The 22,189-nt window shown below is 70.6% G+C and carries 18 protein-coding genes; 10 read left to right on the forward strand and 8 right to left on the reverse strand.

Going from position 1 to position 22,189, the window contains the following annotated elements; translation table 11 throughout:
- Window positions 1-17 precede the first annotated feature (17 nt).
- Window positions 18-764: an SDR family oxidoreductase gene (locus tag K8640_RS16970; RefSeq protein ID WP_223747958.1), complete on the reverse strand. Its 747-nt coding sequence runs from the start codon at window positions 762-764 to the stop codon at window positions 18-20.
- Window positions 765-933: 169 nt separating this feature from the next.
- Between K8640_RS16970 and K8640_RS16975 the strand changes: the two genes are divergently transcribed.
- The 3 genes from K8640_RS16975 to K8640_RS16985 all read left to right on the forward strand — a co-directional run bounded on the left by K8640_RS16975 (window position 934) and on the right by K8640_RS16985 (window position 2,861).
- Window positions 934-1,743, forward strand: coding sequence for an AraC family transcriptional regulator (locus K8640_RS16975; protein WP_223747959.1), 810 nt, complete (start codon window positions 934-936; stop codon window positions 1,741-1,743).
- Window positions 1,744-1,787: 44 nt separating this feature from the next.
- Window positions 1,788-2,357 (forward strand): hypothetical protein, encoded by a 570-nt coding sequence (locus tag K8640_RS16980; protein ID WP_223747960.1) that lies wholly within the window; start codon window positions 1,788-1,790, stop codon window positions 2,355-2,357.
- A 66-nt stretch (window positions 2,358-2,423) separates the two neighbouring features.
- Window positions 2,424-2,861, forward strand: a complete 438-nt coding sequence (locus tag K8640_RS16985) for a GFA family protein (RefSeq protein ID WP_223747961.1) — start codon at window positions 2,424-2,426, stop codon at window positions 2,859-2,861.
- Between the two features lie 22 nt (window positions 2,862-2,883).
- On the opposite strand, the gene K8640_RS16990 is transcribed toward K8640_RS16985, so the two are convergent.
- Entirely contained in the window at window positions 2,884-3,513 is a 630-nt protein-coding gene (locus K8640_RS16990) for a TetR/AcrR family transcriptional regulator (RefSeq protein WP_223747962.1), read from the reverse strand.
- A 199-nt stretch (window positions 3,514-3,712) separates the two neighbouring features.
- Here K8640_RS16990 and K8640_RS16995 point away from each other — a divergent pair, with 199 nt between their 5' ends.
- Window positions 3,713-5,554 (forward strand): M4 family metallopeptidase, encoded by a 1,842-nt coding sequence (locus K8640_RS16995; protein WP_223747963.1) that lies wholly within the window; start codon window positions 3,713-3,715, stop codon window positions 5,552-5,554.
- Between the two features lie 231 nt (window positions 5,555-5,785).
- The gene (locus K8640_RS17000; protein ID WP_223747964.1) at window positions 5,786-7,177 is read left to right on the forward strand and encodes a glutamate decarboxylase; all 1,392 of its coding nucleotides are present in this window, start codon (window positions 5,786-5,788) and stop codon (window positions 7,175-7,177) included.
- 64 nt (window positions 7,178-7,241) lie between these two features.
- Here the strand turns inward: K8640_RS17000 and K8640_RS17005 are convergent, their stop codons facing one another.
- From K8640_RS17005 to K8640_RS17015, 3 genes are all read right to left on the reverse strand, one after another.
- Window positions 7,242-8,081, reverse strand: a complete 840-nt coding sequence (locus K8640_RS17005) for an alpha/beta fold hydrolase (protein WP_223747965.1) — start codon at window positions 8,079-8,081, stop codon at window positions 7,242-7,244.
- 72 nt (window positions 8,082-8,153) lie between these two features.
- A complete protein-coding gene (locus K8640_RS17010; protein WP_223747966.1) occupies window positions 8,154-10,217 on the reverse strand; it encodes a hypothetical protein in 2,064 nt (687 codons plus the stop codon).
- Between the two features lie 40 nt (window positions 10,218-10,257).
- Window positions 10,258-11,730, reverse strand: coding sequence for an MDR family MFS transporter (locus K8640_RS17015; RefSeq protein WP_223747967.1), 1,473 nt, complete (start codon window positions 11,728-11,730; stop codon window positions 10,258-10,260).
- Between the two features lie 229 nt (window positions 11,731-11,959).
- Here K8640_RS17015 and K8640_RS17020 point away from each other — a divergent pair, with 229 nt between their 5' ends.
- The 5 genes from K8640_RS17020 (at window position 11,960) to K8640_RS17040 (ending at window position 18,539) form a co-directional block, all read left to right on the forward strand.
- Entirely contained in the window at window positions 11,960-12,595 is a 636-nt protein-coding gene (locus K8640_RS17020) for an SRPBCC family protein (RefSeq protein ID WP_223747968.1), read from the forward strand.
- 260 nt (window positions 12,596-12,855) lie between these two features.
- Complete coding sequence (locus tag K8640_RS17025) at window positions 12,856-14,793, forward strand: alpha-amylase family glycosyl hydrolase (RefSeq protein WP_223747969.1); 1,938 nt, start codon at window positions 12,856-12,858, stop codon at window positions 14,791-14,793.
- A 117-nt stretch (window positions 14,794-14,910) separates the two neighbouring features.
- Entirely contained in the window at window positions 14,911-16,497 is a 1,587-nt protein-coding gene (locus K8640_RS17030; protein WP_223747970.1) for a fibronectin type III domain-containing protein, read from the forward strand.
- Between the two features lie 63 nt (window positions 16,498-16,560).
- Window positions 16,561-16,950, forward strand: a complete 390-nt coding sequence (locus K8640_RS17035) for a BlaI/MecI/CopY family transcriptional regulator (protein WP_223747971.1) — start codon at window positions 16,561-16,563, stop codon at window positions 16,948-16,950.
- A complete protein-coding gene (locus K8640_RS17040; protein WP_223747972.1) occupies window positions 16,947-18,539 on the forward strand; it encodes a M56 family metallopeptidase in 1,593 nt (530 codons plus the stop codon). The genes K8640_RS17035 and K8640_RS17040 overlap by 4 nt, the downstream gene beginning before the upstream one ends.
- A gap of 7 nt (window positions 18,540-18,546) precedes the next feature.
- On the opposite strand, the gene K8640_RS17045 is transcribed toward K8640_RS17040, so the two are convergent.
- The 3 genes from K8640_RS17045 to K8640_RS17055 all read right to left on the reverse strand — a co-directional run bounded on the left by K8640_RS17045 (window position 18,547) and on the right by K8640_RS17055 (window position 22,174).
- Complete coding sequence (locus tag K8640_RS17045) at window positions 18,547-19,806, reverse strand: PAS domain-containing sensor histidine kinase (RefSeq protein ID WP_223747973.1); 1,260 nt, start codon at window positions 19,804-19,806, stop codon at window positions 18,547-18,549.
- Window positions 19,807-19,935: 129 nt separating this feature from the next.
- Window positions 19,936-21,612, reverse strand: coding sequence for an isovaleryl-CoA dehydrogenase (locus tag K8640_RS17050; protein WP_223747974.1), 1,677 nt, complete (start codon window positions 21,610-21,612; stop codon window positions 19,936-19,938).
- A gap of 82 nt (window positions 21,613-21,694) precedes the next feature.
- Window positions 21,695-22,174: a spore coat U domain-containing protein gene (locus K8640_RS17055; protein ID WP_223747975.1), complete on the reverse strand. Its 480-nt coding sequence runs from the start codon at window positions 22,172-22,174 to the stop codon at window positions 21,695-21,697.
- Window positions 22,175-22,189 lie beyond the last annotated feature (15 nt).

Raw genomic sequence — 22,189 nt, forward strand, 5'->3', positions numbered from 1 at the left:
CGAGGTGGAAGTGGAACTCAGAACTGCGACAGGCCGCCGTCGACGGGCAGCTCCGCGCCGGTGGTGAAGGTGGCCTCGAGGCCGAGGAACAGCGCCGCCCGGGCCACCTCCTCGGCGTCCGCGATGCGCTTCATGGGCGTCAGGTGCAGGCCCTCCTGCTCGAAGGCCTCCACCTCCTGGGGCGTGGCGCCGGTGACGCCCAGCGTGGGCGTGCGCGTGAAGCCCGGGCTCACCGCGTTCACCCGGATGCCCCGCGCCACCAGCTCCGCGCCGAGCACCCGCACGAACGAGCGGACCGCCGCCTTCGAGCCCGAGTAGACGCTCATGCCCGGCGCGCCCGCCTCGTCCGCCACCGACGTGGTGAAGACGAACGCGCCGCCATCCCGCACGAGGGGCGCCAGCCGCTGCGCCGTGAAGAACGCCCCCTTCGTGTTGATGCCGAAGGTCTCGTCGTACACCGCCTCTGTCACCTGCTCGAAGGGCACCAGCTTCGCGAACCCCGCGTTGACGAGGACGAAGTCCACCGCGCCCAGCGTCTGCTTCACGTGCGTGGCCAGGGCGTCGATGTCCCGCAGGCTCGCCGTGTCGGAGCGCACCACGTGGGCACGCGGCCCCAGCTCCTTGCGCGCCGCCTCCAGTCCCTGCTCGCCGCGGCCGGTGAGCAGCACCTCCGCGCCCTCGGCGAGCAGCGCCTTCACCGCGGCGAGCCCGATGCCCGCCGTTCCTCCCGTCACCACCACTTTCTTCCCGGAATACCGTCCCATGTCGTCTCTCCCCTGAGGTCCTGCCTGGATGCATGGCCGCACGCCGAGCGCGTCGGGCGCGGCGGCTTCATCGCGTGTGGGAGAGGAATACCGACGGCCCCCTCGGGGGTCGCGCACGCACGGATGTTTCGGGAGCACGAAAGGACGCCGCCCCCTATATTCAGGGGCCATGAGCGAGCACGCGCGACGACCTCGAGTCGGCCTGGGGGTCGACCTGCGCACCACGCGCGCCGGAGACCGGGTCCACCTGGCGAGCTCGGACCATGTCCTCAACATCCACGCCGGTGAGCCCGTGCGGGTGTCCTGTCTCGCCAGCCAGAACTATTCGGTGCGCACGCGAGGAGAGCTGTTCCTCCTGCCGGCGGGCCACACCGACACCTGGGTGGAGGACGATGACAGCGTGGGCCTGGACCTGCGCCTGCCGCACTCCCTTCTCCAGCGGGCGGCCGAGGACATGGGGTTGGACCCGGACCGCGTGGGCGTGGCGCTGCGGCACCACTTCCGCGACGCGCAGTTGGAGCACATCGCCTGGGCGCTGGAGGCGGAGGCCCGCGCGGACTTCCCCAACGGGCTGCTGTACCGGGAGAGCCTGGGCCTCGCGCTCGCGGCCCGGCTGCTGTCCCACTACCGCGCGGAGGTCGAGGTGCGTGGGGGCCTGTCCGCGGACCAGCTCCAGCGCGTCACGGACTACGTGGAGACGCACCTGGACGAGGACCTCTCGCTCGCGACGCTGGCCCGCGTGGCGGCCGTCAGCGCGTCGCACCTCAAGACGCTCTTCAAGCGCTCCACCGGGCTGCCCGTCCACGAGTACGTGATTCAGCGCCGCGTGGAGCGGGCCCGCACGCTGCTTCTGCGCGGCGAGCTGCCCACGGGACAGGTGGCCCTGGAGGCGGGCTTCTCCCACCAGAGCCACATGGCCCGCTGGATGCGCCGCGTGCTGGGCGTGACGCCGGGTGACATCCTCCGCTCGCGCGCCTGATTCCGCGTTGCCGGTGGGGCCGATGCAGGCGTAGAGCCTTCCTCATGTCCGAGGAGACGCCCGATGTCCGCATGCTCGCCATCTTCGAGGCGAATGGCTTCCACTTCGCCTCCGTCGAGGAGGCCTGGGCCCGCGCCCGGCACCTGTACCCGCTGCTGCCTTCCGTGGTCGCCCGCTTCCCGGAGGAGCGCGCCCACCAGGTCTGCGCGGACTGGTTGAGCCGGGTGGCCGAGCGCATCCAGGACGCGCGGCCGGCGGCGGAGCTGTTCGCCCAGGCCCGCTCGAAGACGCCTCCACGCCAGGCGCACCTCGTCGCCAGCGGGCTGGGGGACCTGCGCAATGCGTGGGTGCTGGGCGGGAAGCCCGCGGCCGCCGCCTTCGCCGATGCCGCCAGCCACCTCGCGGAGGTCTGGGCGGCCAGGACCTCAGGGGAGGAGGACGCGGAGACCGACGCGTGGGCGCGCTCCCAGGAGGCCTCCAAGGCCCTGGTGACGGCCTGGGTGCTGAACCAGGGGCGGGGGGACCAGGACAAGGAGGCCCGGGTCCAGGCCCGCGAGGCGCTGACCGACCTGCTGCGGGAGGCCCGGGCCGCGAAGGCCCTCGAACAAACCTGACATACTCCTGTCACGGGCAGGGTCCATAACTCCCTCATCACAGCGACTCACCGAGGAGAACCCGCCATGAGCCTGACCCCTGCCCAGAAGTCCCCCACCCTGAAGAAGTACGTCGGCGGCTGTCACTGCGGCGCCGTGCGCTTCGAGGCCGAGGTGGACCTCGCCGAGGCGGTGAACCGCTGCAACTGCACCGTCTGCACGAAGATGGGCGGCACGACGACGCAGGTGGCCCCCAGCTCGTTCCGCGTCCTCCAGGGCGAGGGCGAGACGGGCGAGTACCGCGTGGGCAAGAGCCCCAACTACCGGCGCTTCTGCAAGCACTGCGGCGTCCAGGCCTACGGCGGTGGCTTCGTCGAGGAACTGGGCGGGGACTTCCGCTCCATCAACGTGGGCTGCCTGGACGGCGTGGACCTCTCCAAGCTCACGGTCCAGTACTGGGACGGCCGTCACGACAACTGGGAGGCCGGCCCGCGCTCCGAGCCGTGGCCCCTGCGCGCCGCCTGAGGCGCCTCGAGCGGGCCTGTCCTCAGCGGCGGGCCAGCGTGGCTTCCAGGCCGAGCAGCACGACGTCCAGGCCGCGGCGGAACTCCTCGTCAGGGGGGAGCCGCCGCGCGTCCCCGGCCGTCTGACGCAATAGGGGATGGCGGCCGGCGTCCAGCTGTGTGAGGGCGGCGGTGCCCTCTCCGGACAGGGCGCCCAGGTGCATGAGCTGGACGGAGCCGAAGACGTGGCTCACCAGCGTGCGCAGGGCGACGAGCCGCGCCAGGCCCTCGAAGCCGCCCTCCGTCAGGAGCGCGAGCAGCGCCTCGGCCCACGCCAGCGTGCCCTCGGTGCAGTGGCGCCGGGTGAGCACCAGCGGCGCGACGCAAGGGTGGCGCGCCACCGCCCCTCGCACCTGTCCCAGCAGCGTCTTCACCCGCTCGGTCCAGGGCGTGTCCCCGCCCGGGCCGGGCAGGCGCACGTCCCGCATCACCGCGTCGACGACCAGCGACTCCAGCGCCTCCCGCCCCTCCACGTAGCGGTACAGGGACATGGTCCCCATGCCGAGCGCGCTCGCCACCGAGCGCATGGACAGCGCGGCCAGCCCCTCCCGCTCGATGACGGTGAGGGCGGCGTCGGCGATGCCGGGCAGGGTGAGCGAGCGGGGACGTGGCATGGGCGCGGGGCTGGCGTACAGCGTACGCCCAAGGTGGGGCCGTTACGACTCATCTCGAGCGGAGGCCGGGGCCTCCATGATTCCGGCAGGTTGCCTGCTCCGACAGGGCGTGTGTGCTTTTTCCTCCTATCGCGACACAACCTCGGGTGCCCAGAGTCCGAGAATCTTCACGAACCTGTCACCTCTGGGCCCCCCCACCATGAAGATTCGCGCCGACCTCCCGAAGCTTCCCGTCACGCGTTCCACGGACACCCGGCCCGCGACTGCGCCCGAGGTGAAGAACAAGGCCCTGGGCTTCACCGAGGGCTCCACCTTCGAGGCGGCGACGAAGCCCGCGCTGGCGAAGCCGGCCACGCCGCTGACGGCGCCGACGGTGAAGTCGGGCCCGGTGGCGCTGGACAGCACCGCCAGCAAGGCGGCCATCCAGACGACGGTGGACTTCCTGCAGAAGCAGGCGGCGCCCACGGTGTCGCAGCTGCTGGCCGGCAGGCAGGGCGTCAACGCCGCGGACTTCGCGCCGCGCGCGGTGGAGAAGGACGACCTGGGCTTCACGCACGTGCGCATGGACCGCAAGCACGAGGGCGTGCCCGTCTTCGGCGAGCAGGTGGTGGGGCACCTGGACCGCGAGGGCAAGCTGGAGAGCCTGACGGGTGACGTGGGCACCATCCCCGCGGGCCTGGGCAAGAAGGAGACGAAGCTGTCCGCCAAGGACGCGCTGGCCGTGGCCCAGAAGGAGTTCAACGGCCCCACGGACCGCAAGCCCGTCTCCGAGCGCGTCATCTTCAAGGACGCCAACGGCGAGTACAAGGCCGCGTACCACGTGGAGCTGAGCAACACGACGGACGTGGGCCCGGGCAAGGACCCGCGCCGCATGCAGTACCTGGTCGACGCGAACACCGGCAAGGTGCTGGAGCAGTACAACCAGATGGGCGGCGTGGGCAGCCACGCGCACGGCGCGGACCACGCGGGCCACTCGCACGGGGTGAAGCCCTCGCTGACGGCCGAGACGCCGACGACCGAGGAGCCCGGCACGCCCACACCCTCGAGCAAGGCGGACGACACCACCCAGTACAGCGGCAAGGTGGAGATCGGCAGCACGAAGAACGCGGACGGCACGTACTCGCTCGAGGACACCTCGCGCGGCGGCGGCGTGGTGACGCGCGACGCGCTCAACCGCGACCCGAACACCGACAACACCACGCACGCGGCCGTCACCGACGACAACGACATCTGGGGCGAGGGCACCGACTCCGCGCGCAACAAGGACGCGGTGGACGCGCAGTACGGCGCCCAGGCCACGTACGACTTCTACAAGGACGTGCTCGGCCGCGACTCCATCGACGGCAAGGGCGAGAAGCTCATCTCCGACGTGCACGTGGGCAAGGACTTCGCCAACGCCTTCTGGGACGGCGAGAAGATGAACTACGGCGACGGTGACGGCGACCAGTTCGGCTCGCTCACCACGCTGGACATCGCGGGCCACGAAATCACCCACGGCCTCACCGAGCGCACCGCGGGCCTGCAGTACCGCAACGAGTCGGGCGCCCTCAACGAGGCGATGAGCGACATCATGGGCGTGGGCGTGGAGTGGTACGCCAGCCAGCGCAACGAGGCGGTGAAGTTCGACTGGACGGTGGGCGAGGACACGTTCACGCCCAACAACGGCGACGACACCGACGGCCTGCGTGACCTGAGCAACCCCTCCAGCGACGGCATGTCGCCGGACCACTACTCGAAGCGCTACACCGGCTGGCAGGACAACGGCGGCGTGCACATCAACTCGGGCATCCCGAACAACGCCTTCTACCTGCTGTCCGAGGGTGGCAAGAACCGCACCTCCGGCGTGGAGGTGAAGGACGGCATCGGCATCGAGAAGGGCCTGAAGATCTACTCCCGCGCGCTGAACTTCTACATGACGCCGACCACCAACTTCGCCCAGGCGAAGGAGGCCACGTACAAGGCGGCGCAGGACCTCTACGGCAAGGACTCCGTGGAGGCCCAGAAGGTGCTGGAGAGCTGGGGCGCGGTCGGCGTGAAGTAGTCGCGGTCCCTTCTGCTTCATCCCCGCCGCGCTCGAGTCACCCGGCTCGCGCGGCGGGGCGCATTGCCGGGCCTCCCCGTGCGTCGTCGGCGCCGCGTGCACCTGACAACCGGGGGCTCCCGGGTGGAGCGGACGGCTGCCCGCCGGCTCGTCCCTCTCCGGGGAACGAGGCTCCCACCTGAGGGCAACACCATCTCCTCTTCCAGAGCGCCTTCACCGCCTGGAGAGAACATGCCCCTGCATGGAAAAGACGAAGTCCGGGACCGCCTCAACGATGACGTCTACGCCTCGCCGGATTTGTCCGTGCCGATGCCGAAGTACCGCATCCCCGAGGACGAGCACAGCCCGGACCATGCCTACGCCGTGGTGCACGACGAGCTGCTGCTGGACGGCAACTCGCGGCAGAACCTGGCCACCTTCTGTCAGACCTGGTCCGAGCCCCAGGTGCACAAGCTGATGGACGAGTGCCTCGACAAGAACATGATCGACAAGGACGAGTATCCGCAGACCGCCGAAATCGAGACGCGCTGCGTGAACATGCTCGCCGACCTCTGGCACGCGCCCCACGCGTCCAGCGCCATGGGCTGCTCCACCACGGGCTCCAGCGAGGCGGCCATGCTGGGGGGCCTGGCGCTCAAGTGGCGCTGGCGCAAGCGGCGCGAGGCCGAGGGCAAGCCCACCGACAAGCCGAACCTCATCTGCGGCCCGGTGCAGATCTGCTGGCACAAGTTCGCGCGCTACTTCGACGTGGAGCTGCGCCAGGTGCCGCTCGCGCCCGGGCGCATGGTGATGACGCCCGAGGAGGTGCTCAAGCACTGCGACGAGAACACCATCGGCGTCGTGCCCACGCTGGGCATCACCTTCAACCTGCTCTACGAGCCGGTGGCGGACATCGCCGCGGCGCTGGACGAGCTGGAGGTGCGCACGGGGCTGGACATCCCCATCCACGTGGACGCGGCCAGCGGCGGCTTCCTGGCGCCCTTCATCCACCCGGACGTCGTCTGGGACTTCAAGCTGCCGCGCGTGAAGTCCATCAACGCCTCCGGCCACAAGTTCGGCCTCACGCCGCTGGGCTGCGGCTGGGTGGTGTGGCGCGACAAGGAGGACCTGCCCGAGGAGCTCATCTTCCGCGTGGACTACCTGGGCGGCGACATGCCGACCTTCGCGCTGAACTTCTCGCGGCCGGGCGGCCAGATTGTCATCCAGTACTACAACTTCCTGCGGCTCGGGCGGGAGGGCTACCGGCGGTTGCAGCAGGCGTGCTCGGACACCGCGAACTACATTGCGAAGGCCATCGAGCAGATCGGCCTGTTCGACATCGTCTACGACGGCCGGGGCGGTGTGCCGGGCGTGTGCTGGAAGCTGAAGGAGGGGACGGACCCGGGTTTCACCCTCTACGACCTGGCGGACCGCCTGCGTGAGCGGGGCTGGTTGGTGCCCGCCTATCCCATGCCCGCGAACATCCAGGACCTGGTGGTGCAGCGCGTGCTGGTGCGCCACGGCGTGAGCCGGGACCTGGCGACGCTGCTGGTGACGGACCTGCTCGCGTGCATCGAGCACTTCCGCCGGCATCCGGTCAGCGCGCCGATGACGCGGGAAGAGGCCTCCGGCTACCACCACTGAGGTGGCGCTGTCGGGGAGGATGCGGGAGCGCGTCGGGTGCGGACGCGCTCCCGTTTCTTCCGCGTCAGCGCTCGTCGTGGCGCTGGAGGAAGTCCACCAGGCTGTCCACGTAGCGCGAGTCGATGAGCGTCGTCAGGTGCGTGCGGCCGGGGATGATGACGTTCTCGAACCCCGCGAGCTCGCGCTCCAGGCGCACCGTCTTGGAGTAGGGCGCGTCGAACTCGCCGTTCACCGCCTGCACGGGCACGCGCAGGGAGGGCAGGTCGATGGAGGGCGGCCACCAGGCGGTCCACGCCTCGGTGATGGCGGCGACGAAGCGCGGGTCCGGCGGCGGCTCTCCGGCGATTGCGTCGAGGATGCGCTGCTCGTCGGGGTCCGTGCCCTTCGGGTCCCGGGCCTCGGCTTCCGCGCGGATGACCGGGTCCAACTCCTCCACGCCCGCTCCGCCCAGGCTCGCGCTGATGACCCGCTCGGGTGCGCGGGTCATCAACACGCGCGTCATCGCCGCGCCCATGGAGTAGCCCACGAGGTGGGCCCGCTCGATTCCAAGGGTGTCCATCAGCTCGAGGACATCCCGCACCATGGGCTCGCCGTAGGCGGAGGCCGTGTAGGGGACGTCGCTCTGCCCATGGCCTCGCTGGTCCAGGAGGATGAGGCGGTGGCCCTGCTTCGCCAGCGCTCCGGCGATGCCCGGCGCCACCCAGGACGGATGCGCGCTGCCCAGCAGCCCGTGGAGCATGACCACGGGCGAGCCGCGCCCCTCGACCTCCAGGTAGTGCAGCTTCAGCCCGTCCCGGTTGGTGAACCAGCGGTCCTTCGGCTCCGACGCGGGCTCGGGGTCTTCCGAGCAGCCCACCAGCGCGAGGAGGGCGAGGGGCAACAGGGCCACGTACGACTTCAGCATGCGGTGTGTCTCCCGGAGAAATGCCGTGGTCTCCGGGAAACACCGCGTACTTGCGAAACTGTTACTGCTGTCTCACCGAAACGCGATGGGCTCGAACTGCTTCCCATCGCGCGAGGAGGTCAGGTGGTGGGGGAACACCGTCCACAGCCTGTCCCCGGCGACCACGAGCCGGGCGACGCCGGGGGCGGGGGAGGGGAGCTTCACGGCGACGGCCCGGTCCTTCTCCAGCCGGAGCACCTGCTGCCCGACGCTGACGAACAGGCGGTTCTTGAAGAAGGCGATGGAGTGGATGCCATCCTTGGGCAACGCGAGCTTCCGGGCCTTGCCCTTTGGGGGCAGGTACCAGGCGTGCTCGTCGGTGTGCAGGTAGACGCCCTGCTCGGGGGCGGCGCACAGCGCTCGGACGGGAGCACGGGTGGGCTGGAGCTGGGCCAGCGCGCCGTCCTCGAGTACGAACACGCCGTCGTCGCCGAAGGCGTAGAGCGTGCCCTCGTGGGAGAAGAGGCGGTGGAGGCCGGACTGCTCGTCGCCGAGCAGCTCCAGACTCAGGTTCTTGCCCTCGGGCACCAGCCGTCCCAGGCCGTTCTGCTTGCAGAGGCCGTAGAGGACGCCGTCGTGGACCACGGCGTCCACGAGGTTGAGGCCTCCGGGGCCGCTGACCTCCTTCACCTTCCAGCCCTTGCCGCCGCCGTCGAACGCGAGCGCGGAGACACCGAAGGCGGAGAGGCCCCAGGGGGCGCCGAGGTCCCGCAGGACGGGCGCCACGTAGCCGTAGGGCAGGGCCTTGGGAAGCTTCGTGCGGGTCCAGGTCTTGCCGTCGTGGATGAGCAGGCGGTTGAAGTCGACGTCGTAGGAGAGCCCGTTCGCCTCGAGCTCGTCCTCGTCGATGTCCATGTGGATCTGCTCCAGCCACACCCGGTCATCCCACGGCTGGTTCCACTTGATGCTCTTGTCGAAGTCCCACAGGTCGTCGCCCGCGGTGTAGCCGTGGTCGGAATCCGGGTGGGGCGTGCCCGCGAGCACCCTCACCGTTCCGTCCGAGGTGACGTGCACGTCCGCGAACACCTGGGCCGTCGTGTACACGTCCGGCGTGGCCTGCTGGGTGGCCGAGACCTCCTTCTTGTTCGCGGGCTTCTTCGCGGAGGATTTTTTCGCGGCCGAGACCTCCTTCGCGTTCGAGGACTCCTTCGCAGTGGAGGGCTTCTTCGCGGACTTGGACTTCTTCGCGGTGGGCGCCTTGCCCTTGGCGTCGGGCTTCGCGCCCGACAGCGCTTCCAGCTCGCGCACCAGCGCCTTGTCACCCAGCTTCTTCGCGCGCTCCAGGAGCGACTTGCCGCCGACCTTGAAGTCCAGATTGGCGCCGAGCGCGCGGAGCGCGAGCAGTCGACCCACGCGGCAGGGTGTGGTGACGGGGCCCTTCAGCTCGGCGGACACATCCCAGTCGCCGACATGAAGCATCCCCTGCACGAGGTCCTTCGCGCGCTGGCCCTTGGCCACCCGCGGCTTGCGAGCGCGGAGCCACTCGAGGAAGCCCTCGTCCGCGAACGCGCCCTCCAGTCCCCGGAACGCGGAAGCATGGTCATCCGGATGGAACGGCGAGGGGCGGGGATTCTCGGCCACCCAGTCCAGCAGCGCCTGATAGGCGTCCGGCTTGCCCTTGCGCGCGCGGTGGATGGCCTTCCACGCCATCACGCCCCGCTCACCCCGGCGCCTCGCGGGGAGCTTCGCGTCCAGGGACTTGCTCTCGGCCAACAGGTCCTCGGCCTGCTTCAGCCGCGCCGGCGTGGGGTCCGTGCGGAGGATGTTCTCCGCGTGCTGCGCCAGCGCGAGCGCCCGAGCACGGTGCGCCACCGTGTCGCCGCCATCCGCCTTCACCTTCTTCGTCAGCTCCAGGATGCGTCCGCGCACCGCGCGCTGCGGCTCCTGGAAACGGCGCTGCCACTCCCCAGGCGAATGGTCCCGGTCGCGCTCATGGGCCTGGTTCAGCGAGTGCAGGGCCTCCAGGTGGTCCGGCTGCGCGGTGAGGACCTCCTGGAGCAGTGCCTTCGCCGTGCCGAAGCTCCGCGGGTACTGGTCGAGCAACTTGTCGGCGCGAGCGAAGAGCGAGTCGACGTCGGAGGCACGGAGCTTGGGCATGGGGGCGTGCATAGCACTCTCCCCATCATGTCCGTGCTCCTCAGTGCGGCGCGGCGGCGCTGTCACTGGGGACGGGCGCGTTCGTGTTCCGGCTCACGCGGGGGAAGAACAGCCCCGACACGAAGGCCGCCACCGAGAAGGCGCAGATGAGCCAGAAGTTGATGTTCAACCCCGCGGTGAGCGCCCCGCTCAGCGACTTGAGCATCGCCTCCGGGATGGCCGCGTGCCCCCGCTCGGGCCCCAGCAGCGCGTTGGCGGCCGACAGCGGCACCGACGGGTCCTTCATCAACTGCGACACCATCACCCCGCCCATCAACCCCACGCCCAGCACGCCGCCGATGGTGCGGAAGAACATGTTGCTCGCCGTGGCCACGCCCCGCAGCTCCCAGCCCACGCTGGTCTGCACCGCGATGAGCAGCGCGGTGGACGCGAAGCCCAGCCCCACCCCGAACAGCGCCATGGCCACCTGGAGCGCGATGAGCGACGCGCCCTGGACGAGCAGCAGCGTCATCAGCACCGTGCCCACCATCGTCAGCCCCAGCCCCCCGACGATGAGCGGCCGGAAGCCCGTGCGCAGAAGCAGCTTGCCCGCGAACACCGAGGCCAGCGGCCAGCCGACAATCATCGGAGTAATCATCCCGCCCGCCACCGTGGGCGAGCTGCCCAGCACCGCCTGCACGTACAGCGGCACGTACGTGGTGGCCCCGAACATCGCCGCGGAGAACAGCGCCCCGGCCACCGAGGAGATGGCGATGGCGGGCGACTGGAAGATGCTCATCGGGATGACCGGCGCGGGCGCACGGCGCTCCACCGCGACGAACGCCCACAACAGCCCCAGCGCCACCGGCAGCGCCCACAGGTTCATCCCCAGGCCCTGCACCCCGACGAGCAGCGCCACCACGCCCGCGCACAAGAGCGCCGCGCCCGCGTAGTCCAACTGCTGCGGCTTTCGCTCCACCTGCTCGTGGAAGAACGCCACCACCAGCGCGAACGTCAGCACGCCCACCGGCACGTTGATGAAGAAGATCCAATGCCAGCTCAGGTACTTCACGATGAGCCCGCCCGTGACAGGCCCCACCAGCCCCGCCACGCCCCACACCGCGCTGAACGCGCCCTGCACCCGCGCGCGCTCCTGCATCGTGTACAAATCCCCGATGATGGTCAGCGCCACCGGCTGGATGGCGCCCGCCCCCAGGCCCTGCAACGTCCGGAAGGCGATGAGCAGCCCCATCGACGTCGCCAGCCCGCTGGCGATGGAGCCCACCAGGAACAGGCCGATTCCGAACAGGAGCACCGGCTTGCGACCGTACAGGTCCGCCAGCTTCCCGTAGATGGGGACGGTGATGGTGGACGCCAGCATGTACGCGGTGAAGACCCACGCGTAGCGCTGGATGCCACCCAGCTCGCCCACCACCGTGGGCATCGCGGTGGAGACGACGGTGACCTCCAGCGCCGCCATGAAGAGGCTCGTCGCGAGCGCCAGGGTCGTCAGGGGACGGTGAGTCTTTCGCATGATGTCGGGCGGGGTGGGGTCGCCCACTTCTAATGGCCACCTCCCACAGACGCCAGCGCCAATCTTTTCGGGTACTTGGAAAACCAGGGAAAAGCCCGGAGAGCATGTCGATCCGAGCCTTGCTCGTTCGTCGCGAAAAAAGAGTGGCGAGTGGCGCGCTCGGTCCATGGCCCGGGGGGGCCTTCAGGAGAGGTCGGACCGAGCGCGCGCCACTCCTTCGAGGAGCTTTATGAAGAAGACACCCGGAGTCCTGTTGGCGGTCATCGTCCTGGGCTTGTTCGTGGCCATCAGTCGCAGGCCGGACACCTTCCGCGTCGAGCGCACGGCCCACATCCAGGCTCCCGCCGAGCTCGTCTTCACGCTGGTCAACGACTTCCGCTCCTGGGAGCAGTGGTCGCCGTGGTGGAAGCTGGAGCCCACGCAGCAGGTCTCCCTGACGGGCGCTGCCTGGGGCGTGGGGGCCGTCTACGAGTGGCGGGGCCAGCGCACCGGCTCCGGGCGGATGGAAATCGTGGAGAGCCGCCCGTACGAATACGTCCGCATCCGGGTCGACTTCCTGGAGCCCATGCGCGCCACCAACACCACCGAGTACACGCTGACGCCCGCGCCGGGCGGAGTGGCGCTCACCTGGGTGATGGCCGGTGAGAACACCTTCGCGGGCAAGGCGCTCCAGCTCTTCTCCAGCATGGACGAGGTGATGGGGCGCGACTTCGAGCGGGGCCTGGCCGACATCAAGCTCGTGGCCGAGTCCCTCCGGGGCGCCGCGAGGCCCTCCGTGGGCGACGCGGGCTTCCGCGGCGACAGCGACTCGCGGGACGCCGCGCTCGACGTCGTCGTCACCCGGCAGCGTCAGGACCACGAATAACGTGTATTTGTTATCAGGCGGAGACGGCTCCGAGGACGGCCGCGGCGCCGTGACACATGAGACACGCAACCTTGGGGGCTCCTGGCCGATACTGAATCTGGATTCCTCCAGACAACGGCCGAGACATGTCACCCCGGATTCCCCCACCGAGCCGTCCCGCTGCCTCCTCCACGTCCTCGCAGGCCCGCTCCTCGGAGTCCGAGGCACAGCCGCCCCAGGCCGCGTCCCGCCCTGGTGGCGCGGGTGCGCGCGGACCTGGGGTGAAGGACTTCTTCGACGACGCCCGCCAGAAGCGCAACGCGGAGGCGAAGCGCGCGCCCACCCAGGCCTCGCAGGTGGACCACGGGCCGGTGGCCCGGGCCTTCTCGCGCAAGGACGGCAGCCTGCTGGCGACGCCGCTGGTGCCCAGCGCGGCGACGGTGCCCACCCAGGCCTCCAGCCGCCCGGGCATGGGCGCCATCCCCTACGACGGCGGCACGACGTTCCGCGTGTGGGCGCCCAACGCGCAGCGGGTGCAGGTGGCCGGCGACTTCAGCAACTGGCAGTCGGTGGAGCTGCAGCGCGAGCCCAGCGGCAACTTCTCGCTCGACGTGCCCGGCGCGAAGGCGGGCGACCAGTACCAGTACGTGGTGCAGGGCAAGTACGGCGACTGGCGCTGGAAGGGAGACCCGCGCGCCAACGACGTGACGAACTCCACGGGCAACTCCGTCGTCGTGGACCACAAGGCCTACGAGTGGAAGCACGACTGGGAGTTCAAGATGCCGCCCTGGAACGAGGCGGTCATCTACGAGATGCACGTGGGCACGTTCAACGACGAGCCCGGCTGGGGCCCCGGCAACTGGCAGAGCGCCATCGACAAGCTGGACCACCTGAAGGAGCTGGGCATCAACGTGGTGGAGCTGATGCCCTCGGCCGAGTTCGCCGCGGACTTCTCCTGGGGCTACAACCCGGCCTTCCCCAACGCGCCGGAGAGTGCGTACGGCACGCCGGATGACCTGAAGCGCTTCGTCGACGAGGCGCACAAGCGCGGCATCGGCGTGGTGATGGACGTCGTCTACAACCACCTGGGGCCCAGTGATTTGCCCCACTGGGACTTCGACGGCGAGACGTACGGCAAGGGCGGCAGCTACTTCTACACGGACTGGCGCGCCAAGACCCCCTGGGGCGACACGCGCCCGGACTACGGCCGCCACGAGGTGCGCGACTACCTGCGCGACAACGCGATGATGTGGCTGCGCGACTACCACATGGACGGGTTGCGCCTGGACGCCACCAAGGAGATCCGCCAGGCCAGCGGCGCGAACAACCCCGAGGGCTGGCAGCTGCTGCGCGACATCAACGAGGCGGTCAACCGCGAGTTCCCGCAGAAGATCATCATCGCGGAGGACCTGGGCAACGAGGCGGGCCTCACGCACCCGGACGGCGCCAACTTCGACACGCAGTGGGACGCGAACTTCGTGCACCCCATCCGCGCGGCGCTGACGGCGCCCTCCGACGCGGCCCGGGACATGAACGCCGTCGCCGACGCCATCCGCTTCAAGTACAACGGCAGCGCCAACCAGCGCGTCATCTACACGGAGAGCCACGACGAGGTGGCCAACGGCAAGCAGCGGCTGCCCAGCGAGGTGGGCGGCTGGGACGCGGGCGGCTACCACGCCAAGAAGAGCTCCATCCTCGGCGCCGCGCTCACCATGACGAGCCCCGGCATCCCGATGCTCTTCCAGGGCCAGGAGTTCCTCGAGGACGGCCACTTCCAGGACGGAGATCCGCTCGACTGGAAGAAGAAGGAGACGTACGCCGGCATCAACCAGGCGTACACGGACCTCATCAAGCTGCGCCGCAACTGGAACGACAACACGGCGGGGCTGCGCGGTGAGCACGTCAACGTCCACCACGTGAACAACCACGACAAGGTCGTGGCCTTCCACCGCTGGGACAAGGGCGGCGCGGGCGACGACACCATCGTCATCGTCAACTTCGGCGGCAAGCACCTGTCCGACTACGAGCTGGGCCTGCCCTCCGACGGCACGTGGAAGGTGCGCTACAACAGCGACTGGAAGGGCTACTCCGACAACTTCGGCAACGCGCAGAGCTTCGACATGGGCGGCCGCTGGACTGGCAAGGACGGCCTGCCCGCCAGCGGCAGCCTCAACAACCTGGGGCCCTACAGCGTCGTCATCCTGTCGAAGGACAAGTAGCCCCCGCCGCGCTTCGGACGCGGTGGGGACTGACCCGGGCCCCTGTCGCTTGAAGGACAGGGGCTCGCCCCCCGTGGACAATGTCGTGTGCGGCGGCCATCCGGCACAACGGCCGGCATGGCCAGAAACACGATGGTGGTGGTGGCGCGCCCGGAGTGGGTTGCGGGCGGCAGTCCCTGGTGGTCGACCTTCAAGGTGACGCTGCTCAACCTGTCGGACGTGGCGGTGGTCAACCCCGCCATCGGCTTCCGGGTGGCGCCCGACCAGGTGGTGCAGAACAACTACGGCCTCGTGTGGCGGCGTCACGGCGACACGCTGACGGGCACGCTGGTGGCCGAGCGCCAGACCATTGCTCCGCGCGCGTCCCAGGAGTTCCGCCTGTCCATCCGGACGGAAGGGGTGCACCGGGGCGCGCTCCCCTCCTGCTTCACCGTGGACGGCGAGCCCGCGGACCCGCCGCGGGATGTCGAGCCGCCCTCGTCTCCCCGGCGCGTGCGCGCGACGCTCGTGGGCTCGCGGCTGCTCACGCTGGGCTGGGACGCGTCCACCGACAACGTGGCCGTCGCGGGCTACCAGGTGACGTACTCGAGCGTGGACCGGGAGGAGTCTCGGACGCTCACGTGCACGAGGCCTTCCATCACCCTCACCGGCCTGACGCCTCGCACCGAGTACCTGGTGTCGGTGGCGGCGTATGACTTGTCCGACAACCTGTCGAAGCTCACGCCTCCGGTGATGGTGCGCACGGCGGCGCTGTCGCCGGACGCGGGAGACTGGGACGTGCCCCGCGCGCCCTTCCTGGACCTGGTGTCCGCGCCCCGGCCCGTCGTGTCGGAGCTGGCGCGGGCGTGCGGGCTGGATGGCGTCATGCTCGGCGGGCTGGGCGTGCGCGCGGGCGGCGCGCGGAAGGTGACGTGGGGCGGACACCTGCGGCTGGTGGACGCGGTGGACGGGCGCTCCCACGAGGCGGAGGCCTCCGTCTCCGACTACGGCAAGGAGGACCTGGAGGCGTTCCGACGAAGCGGGGGCAGGGTGGTGCTGTCCTTCGGCGGCGGCGCCGGGCTGATGCCACTGGAGGTCGAGGAGACGGATGTGGCCCGCCTCGTCGCCACCTACGCGGCCATCCTCCGCAACTACCAGGTCCGTCACCTCGACTTCGCCTTCGACAGCGCGTTCCTCCACGATGACGCGGGCCTGGAGCGCCACGTCGCGGCCATGTCGCAGCTCCTGCTGGTGTGTCCGTCGCTGAAGCTGTCGTACTCGCTGCCGGCGGATGGCGCGCCGGGGGCGCTCGCGGGCTTCAACGACGCCGGAGTGCGCCTGCTCCAGCGGCTGTCCTTGGCGGGAATCGAGCCGTCGCTCGTCAACGGCCTCCTGCTGGAGCTCGGACCGACGGCGCCCGTGGACACCTTCGAGTGCTGTGCCCAGGCGCTCCACGGCATGCACGCGCATCTGTCCGCCGCCTTCCCGCGCTGGGACACGGACAAGGTCTGGCGACGCCTGGGCGCCAGCCCCCTGTTCGGCGGACACCCCAACGGCCGCGACTTCACCCTGGAGCATCAGCGCAGGCTGGTGGCGCTCGCCCACACGCTGCGCCTGGGCTGCCTCTCCGGCCGCGCGGGTGCCCGGGACACGGGCCTGTCCTTCTCACGGTGCATCGCCACCTACCTGCCGGGCGCGACCGCCACACCCGCGCTCACCTCGTGAGCCCCTCCCCGAAGTACGACGCGCGTCGTTGACAACATACGATTCGAGTCGTACTTTGGGGACATGACGACAGAAGCCATTCCCACGGAAGTGGAGCTCGCCATCCTGGGCGTGCTCTGGAAGCGCGGGCCCTGCACCGTGCGGGACGTGCACGAGGCGCTGGGGCGCGAGGACGGCAAGAGCGCCGGCTACACCACCACGCTCAAGCAGCTGCAGGTGATGGCGGCCAAGGGGCTGGTGAGCCGTGACGAGCGCTCGCGCAGCCACGTGTACGCGGCGAGCATCGGTGAGGCGCGCACCAAGCGCCAGCTGGTGAAGGACCTGTTGGAGCGCGTCTTCGGTGGCGCGTCGGGTGAGCTCGCGGTGCAGGCGCTGTCGCTCAAGCCCGCGTCGAAGGAGGAGCTCGAGGACCTGCGCCAGCTGTTGGACGAGGGCAAGGGGGGCAAGCGATGAGCCCGACCTGGCTGATGGAGCAGGGGGCCCGGGTGCTCACGGTGTGGCTGGCCCAGGGCGTGTGGCAGGCGAGCCTCGTCGCGCTGCTCGCGGCGGCGGCGCTGTGGCTCCTGCGCGGCCGCTCGGCGCGGCTCCGGTACGCGGTGGGGTGTCTGGCGCTGGCGGCGCTGGTGCTCGCGCCGGTGGGCTCGCTATTGCTGTCGTCCCCGGAGGCCGCGCGGGGGGAGCCGGCCTCGCGCGCCGTCGAGGTGGCCCCGTCCGGGCTCGAGGGGGCGCGGACGGAGGCTCCGCCCGCGGGTGAGCGCGTGTTCGTTCCCCAGGCGGCGGCATCCGGTGACGTCCTCGGACCGTGGCCCCTGGTGCTCGGCGGGCTCTGGGTCCTGGGCGCGTGCGTGGGGCTGGCGCGGCTGCTGGTGGGCGGCTGGCGCACGTCGCGGCGGCTGGTGCGGCCGGCGACGCCCGTGTCCTCGGCGCTGAGCCAGACGGTGTCGCGCGTCTCGGAGCGGCTGGGGCTGCGGCGCGCGGTGCGCACGCTCGAGTCCCCGCTCGCGCCGTCCCCGCTGGTGGTGGGCGTGGTGCGTCCGGTGCTGGTGCTGCCGCAGGGGGTGGGGGAGCGCCTGTCGTCCGCGCAGCTGGAGTCGGTGCTGGCGCATGAGCTGGCCCACGTGCGTCGTCACGACACCGCCGTCAACCTCCTGCAGTGCCTGGTGGAGACGCTGTTCTTCTTCCACCCGGCGGCGCGGTGGCTGTCCGCGCAGGTGCGGCTGGAGCGCGAGCACTGCTGTGACGACGTGGCGGTGGGCTTCTGCGGCAACGTGCGGCTGTACTCGGGCGCGCTGCTGGGGCTGGAGGAGCTGCGGCAGTCGGGGCCGGCGCTGGTGCTCGGCGCGGGCAGCCATCCGCTGGCGGCGCGGGTGCGTCGGCTGCTGGGGCGCGCGCCCGTGGAGCCGTCGCGCGGCGGGGGTTGGGCCCGGCGCGTGGGCAGCGCCCTGGGGGTGCTGGCCGTCTCCTGCGCGGCCTGGGCGTGGGAGGCTCCGGCGAGCCCGCCCCGTGACGGCAAGGGCATGCTCGCGGCGGGGATGTGCTCGCGCCCCGTGTACCCGAAGGACTTCACCGCCATCGCCACCCACGTGAATGGGGACCGCACGTTGCGCCACCGGCTCTTCGTCTCGCGCTGCGGTCGCATCCGCCTGGAGGACGCCACGGGCGCGTCCGTGTACACGCTCCTCTTCGACGTGGGCACCGGGGAGAGCGCGATGCTGAATGCCCGCGAGCACACCTATGAGACGCACTGGGACGAGAAGGAGCCGGGCCTCCCGCTGCACCTGCCCGGGGGCTGCTCGGCGCCAGGCCCGGGCTGCGAGCGTCAGGCGGAGGAGGCGGTGGCGGGACGTCGCGCCCGGCGCTGGCATCGCGTGCACTCGGCCCATGACACCGTGACGCGGTGGATGGACCTGGAGCTGGGCTATCCCATCCGCGAGGAGTCCGAGCTGTTCGGCACCCTGACGCTGTCGGACATCCGGCTGGTCGAGCACGGCGCCGCGCTCTTCACCCTCCCGAGCGACTACCGGGCGGAGCCAGCGCCGTAGCGGCGCCTCAGGGCGCGGGCTTCGCGGTGGGGCCCACCTTGGCGAGCAGCGCCTCGCGGGGAATCCTCAGCGTGAAGGTGGAGCCGCGCCCCAGCTCGCTCTCCACGTCGATGGTGCCCGCGTGCGCCTCGACGATCTGGTGGGTGATGAAGAGCCCCAGGCCCATGCCGCCGTAGTTGCGCTCGGACACCGCGCGCACGAAGCGCTCGAAGATGCGGCGCTGATGGGTGGGGGCGATGCCAATGCCCTCGTCCCGCACGGTGATGACGGCGTCCGTGTCCGCCACCCTCGCGCTCACGTGGACGGGCTTGCCCGCGCCGTACTTGATGGCGTTGGTGACCAGGTTCGTCACGGCCTGCTCCAGCCGCCGCCGGTCCCACGTGCCCTCGATGGGCCCGGCGACGTCCACGTCCAGCCGGCAGCCCGCGACGTGGGCCTGGGGCGCGTAGCGGACGGCGATGTCCCGCAGGAGCGCGGACAGGTCCATGCGCTCGGGCTCCACCGTGAGCCGGCCCACGTTGATGCGCGAGACATCCAGCAGGTCATCGATGAGGTCCGCCAGCTTGCGCACCTGGCCGCTCGCCGAGGCCAGCTCGCGCGACAGCCTGCCTTCCGCCAGGAGCGCCTGGGGATTCGTCTCCGCGATGCGCCGCATGGCGGTGAGCTTCAGCTGCAGCGGCGTCAGCGGCGTCTTCAGCTCATGCGAGGCCACGGAGAGGAACTCGTCGCGCGCCCGCAGGGCCTCGCGCAGCCGCTCCAGCTCCCGCGTCTCCTCGGCGTGCTTGCGCTGGGTGAAGTCCCGCGTCACCTTGCCGAAGCCCCGCAGCTCCCCGCTCTCGTCGAACAGGGCGGTGATGACCACGTTGGCCCAGAACCGGGTGCCGTCCTTGCGCACGCGCCAGCCCTCGTCCTCGAAGCGGCCCAGCCGGATGGCGGACTCCAGCTCCCAGGCGGGCTTGCCCCAGGCGATGTCCTCGGGGGGATAGAAGCGGCTGAAGTGCTGGCCCAGGATTTCGTCGGCCCGGTAGCCCTTGATGCGCTCGGCGCCCAGGTTCCAGCTCGCGATGTGGCCCTCCACGTCCAGCGTGAGGATGGCGTAGTCGGACACGCTCGCGATGAGAAGCCGGAGCTGGTCCTCCGTGTCCCGCCCGGCGCGGTCCCTCCGCGAGTAGGTGATGACCCCGTCGTTCGAGTTCAGAAGGTGGTCGTTGTCGCCCAAGGTGCCCTCTTCCAGCCGCCAAGAGAACACGTCAGTGTCGACACGCAAGCGTCCACCCCATCCTTTCGTCCGATAGACGAAGGCGTTCCCCTCCTGCCAGGGCGGTGGATGGACCGGAGGCCCCCTCGCCCGCCCTGGGCGAGCAGGCGAGGGAGCACCCCGAGCGAAGCAGCCCGCTCAGGCCGAGGCGTCCTCGCCGAAGGCGCGCTCGACCAGGGCCTTCAACGGCGCGTGGGCGGGCAGCGTCCCGAAGCAGGCGCCGTGGGCGCCGCCCAGCCGCGTCTCGCAGAAGGTGTCGGCGACCTGGCTGTTGCCGGCGCGCAAGAGCAGCGAGGCCTGGAGCGCCAGGGCCAGCCGCTCCACGACGAAGCGCGAGCGGCCCTCCAGCGTGGCCGTGTCGGCGAAGTCCTTGGAGATGCGGGCCAGCTCCGCGTCGAACGCGGGGTGGCCGCCCTGTGCCGCCATCAGCTCCTGGAACAGGGCCTCGCGGCTGGCCGGCTCACGGGTGGCCGCGCGCAGCACGTCCAGGCACTGGATGTTGCCGCTGCCCTCCCAGATGGAGTTGAGGGGCGCCTGGCGGTAGAGCCGGGGCAGGTTGGACTCCTCGACGTAGCCGGCGCCGCCCAGGCACTCCTGGGCCTCGTTGACGAAGATGGGCGCGCGCTTGCACACCCAGTACTTGCCCACCGCGGTGGCCATGCGGGCGAAGGCCGCCTCGCGCTCGTCGCGGGGGCCTGCGTCCACGGCCCGGGCCACGCGCGCCGTCAGCACCGTGTGGGCCTCCGACTCGAGCGCCAGGTCCGCCAGCACGTTGAGCATCAGCGGCTGGTCGACGAGCCTGCGGCCGAACGCCTTGCGGTGGCGCGTGTGGTGGATGGCCTGCACCAGCGCTTGGCGCATCAGGCTGCTGGAGCCAATCATGCAGTCCTGCCGGGTGAGGGCCACCATCTCCAGGATGGTCGCCACGCCGCGGCCCTCCTCGCCCACCATCCACGCCACCGCGCCCTGGAACTCCACCTCCGAGCTGGCGTTGCTCCAGTCGCCCAGCTTGTCCTTGAGCCGCTGGATGCGGATGGCGTTGCGCTCGCCGTCCGGCGTGAAGCGCGGCAGGAGGAAGCACGACAGTCCGCCCTCGGCCTGGGCGAGCACGAAGAAGGCGTCGCTCATGGGCGCGGAGAAGAAGAACTTGTGCCCCACCAGCGAGTACGGATTGCCGGGCCCCTTCTCGCCCAGGCGGTGGGCGCGCGTGGTGTTGCTGCGCACGTCGGAGCCGCCCTGCTTCTCCGTCATGCCCATGCCGATGGTGACGCCCGTCTTCTTCTCGGACGGGATGAAGCGCGGGTCGTACGACGGCGCGGTGACGAGCGGCAGCCACTTCTGGGAGAGGCCCGCGTGGTGGCGGAAGGTGGGCACACACGCGTACGTCATCGTCAGCGGACAGCTGGTGCCCTGGTCCGCCTGGTTGTGCAGATAGGACAGCGCCATGCGCGCCACGTGCGCCCCGGGCGTCTGCTCGTGACGCCAGGCGAAGTTGGGGATGCCGTGGGTGATGGCCGCCTCCATGATGCGGTGGTAGGCGGGATGGAACTCCACCTCGTCCAGCCGGTGGCCATAGCGGTCGAAGGGCTTGAACTTCGGCTTGTTCTCGTTGGCGAGGAAGCCCTGCTGCATCAATTCGCCGCCCACCAGCGGGCCGTACTTCGCGATGTCCGCCTCCGCCCAGCCGCCGCCCTCGCGGTGGATGGCCTCCCGCAGGGGCAGGTCGGTCTTCCAGGCGTCGTACACCAGGGGCGGCGCCTGATTGGTGACTTCATGGGTGGCGAAGGTGGGCGCGAGGGGGGCTGAAGAACTCATGGGGGAAGGATAGGCGAGCGCCCCAGGTCGGGCGAGCGCAACCTCCAGGGCGACCCCCCACCCGAAGTGGAGGCCGGGACGCTCAGTAGGTCAGCGTCATCACCACCGTGTCCGAGTAGGCCCCCGCGACCGCGGCCTGGCCGGCGGGAATCCGCCCGTAGAGGGTGAGGGTGACCTCCACGGCGTTCACGGGGAACACCGGCCCGTAGCGCGAGGTGCCGAGCGTGCCGTTGCCCCAGACGAGCAGGCGGGTGGCGTCCAGGTAGAGGTTGTAGTTGAGCCTGTTGCCCGAGGGGCCCTGGAGCCGGCGGTTGAGGAAGTCGCTGCCGCTCCCGGTGCTCAGGTCGATGGTGACGGGCTGGAACTGCGGCTGGCCGTCGCAGCGGTAGACGATGGCGCCCGTGGCATCCCGGGGGAGCGTGGCCGTGGGTGTGTACACGCCGAAGTTGGGGGCTGTCGCGGAGCGGATCTGACAGACGGCGCCGGCGTCCACGGGCCCCAGCCCTCCCACCGCCGCGACGAGGAGCGCGACCCCGCGCGCCTTCGTGTACGAACCCTTCATCCATCCTCCCGTCCC

Origin of the sequence: Myxococcus sp. XM-1-1-1 (assembly GCF_020037095.1) — a bacterium.
GTDB lineage: Bacteria > Myxococcota > Myxococcia > Myxococcales > Myxococcaceae > Myxococcus > Myxococcus fulvus.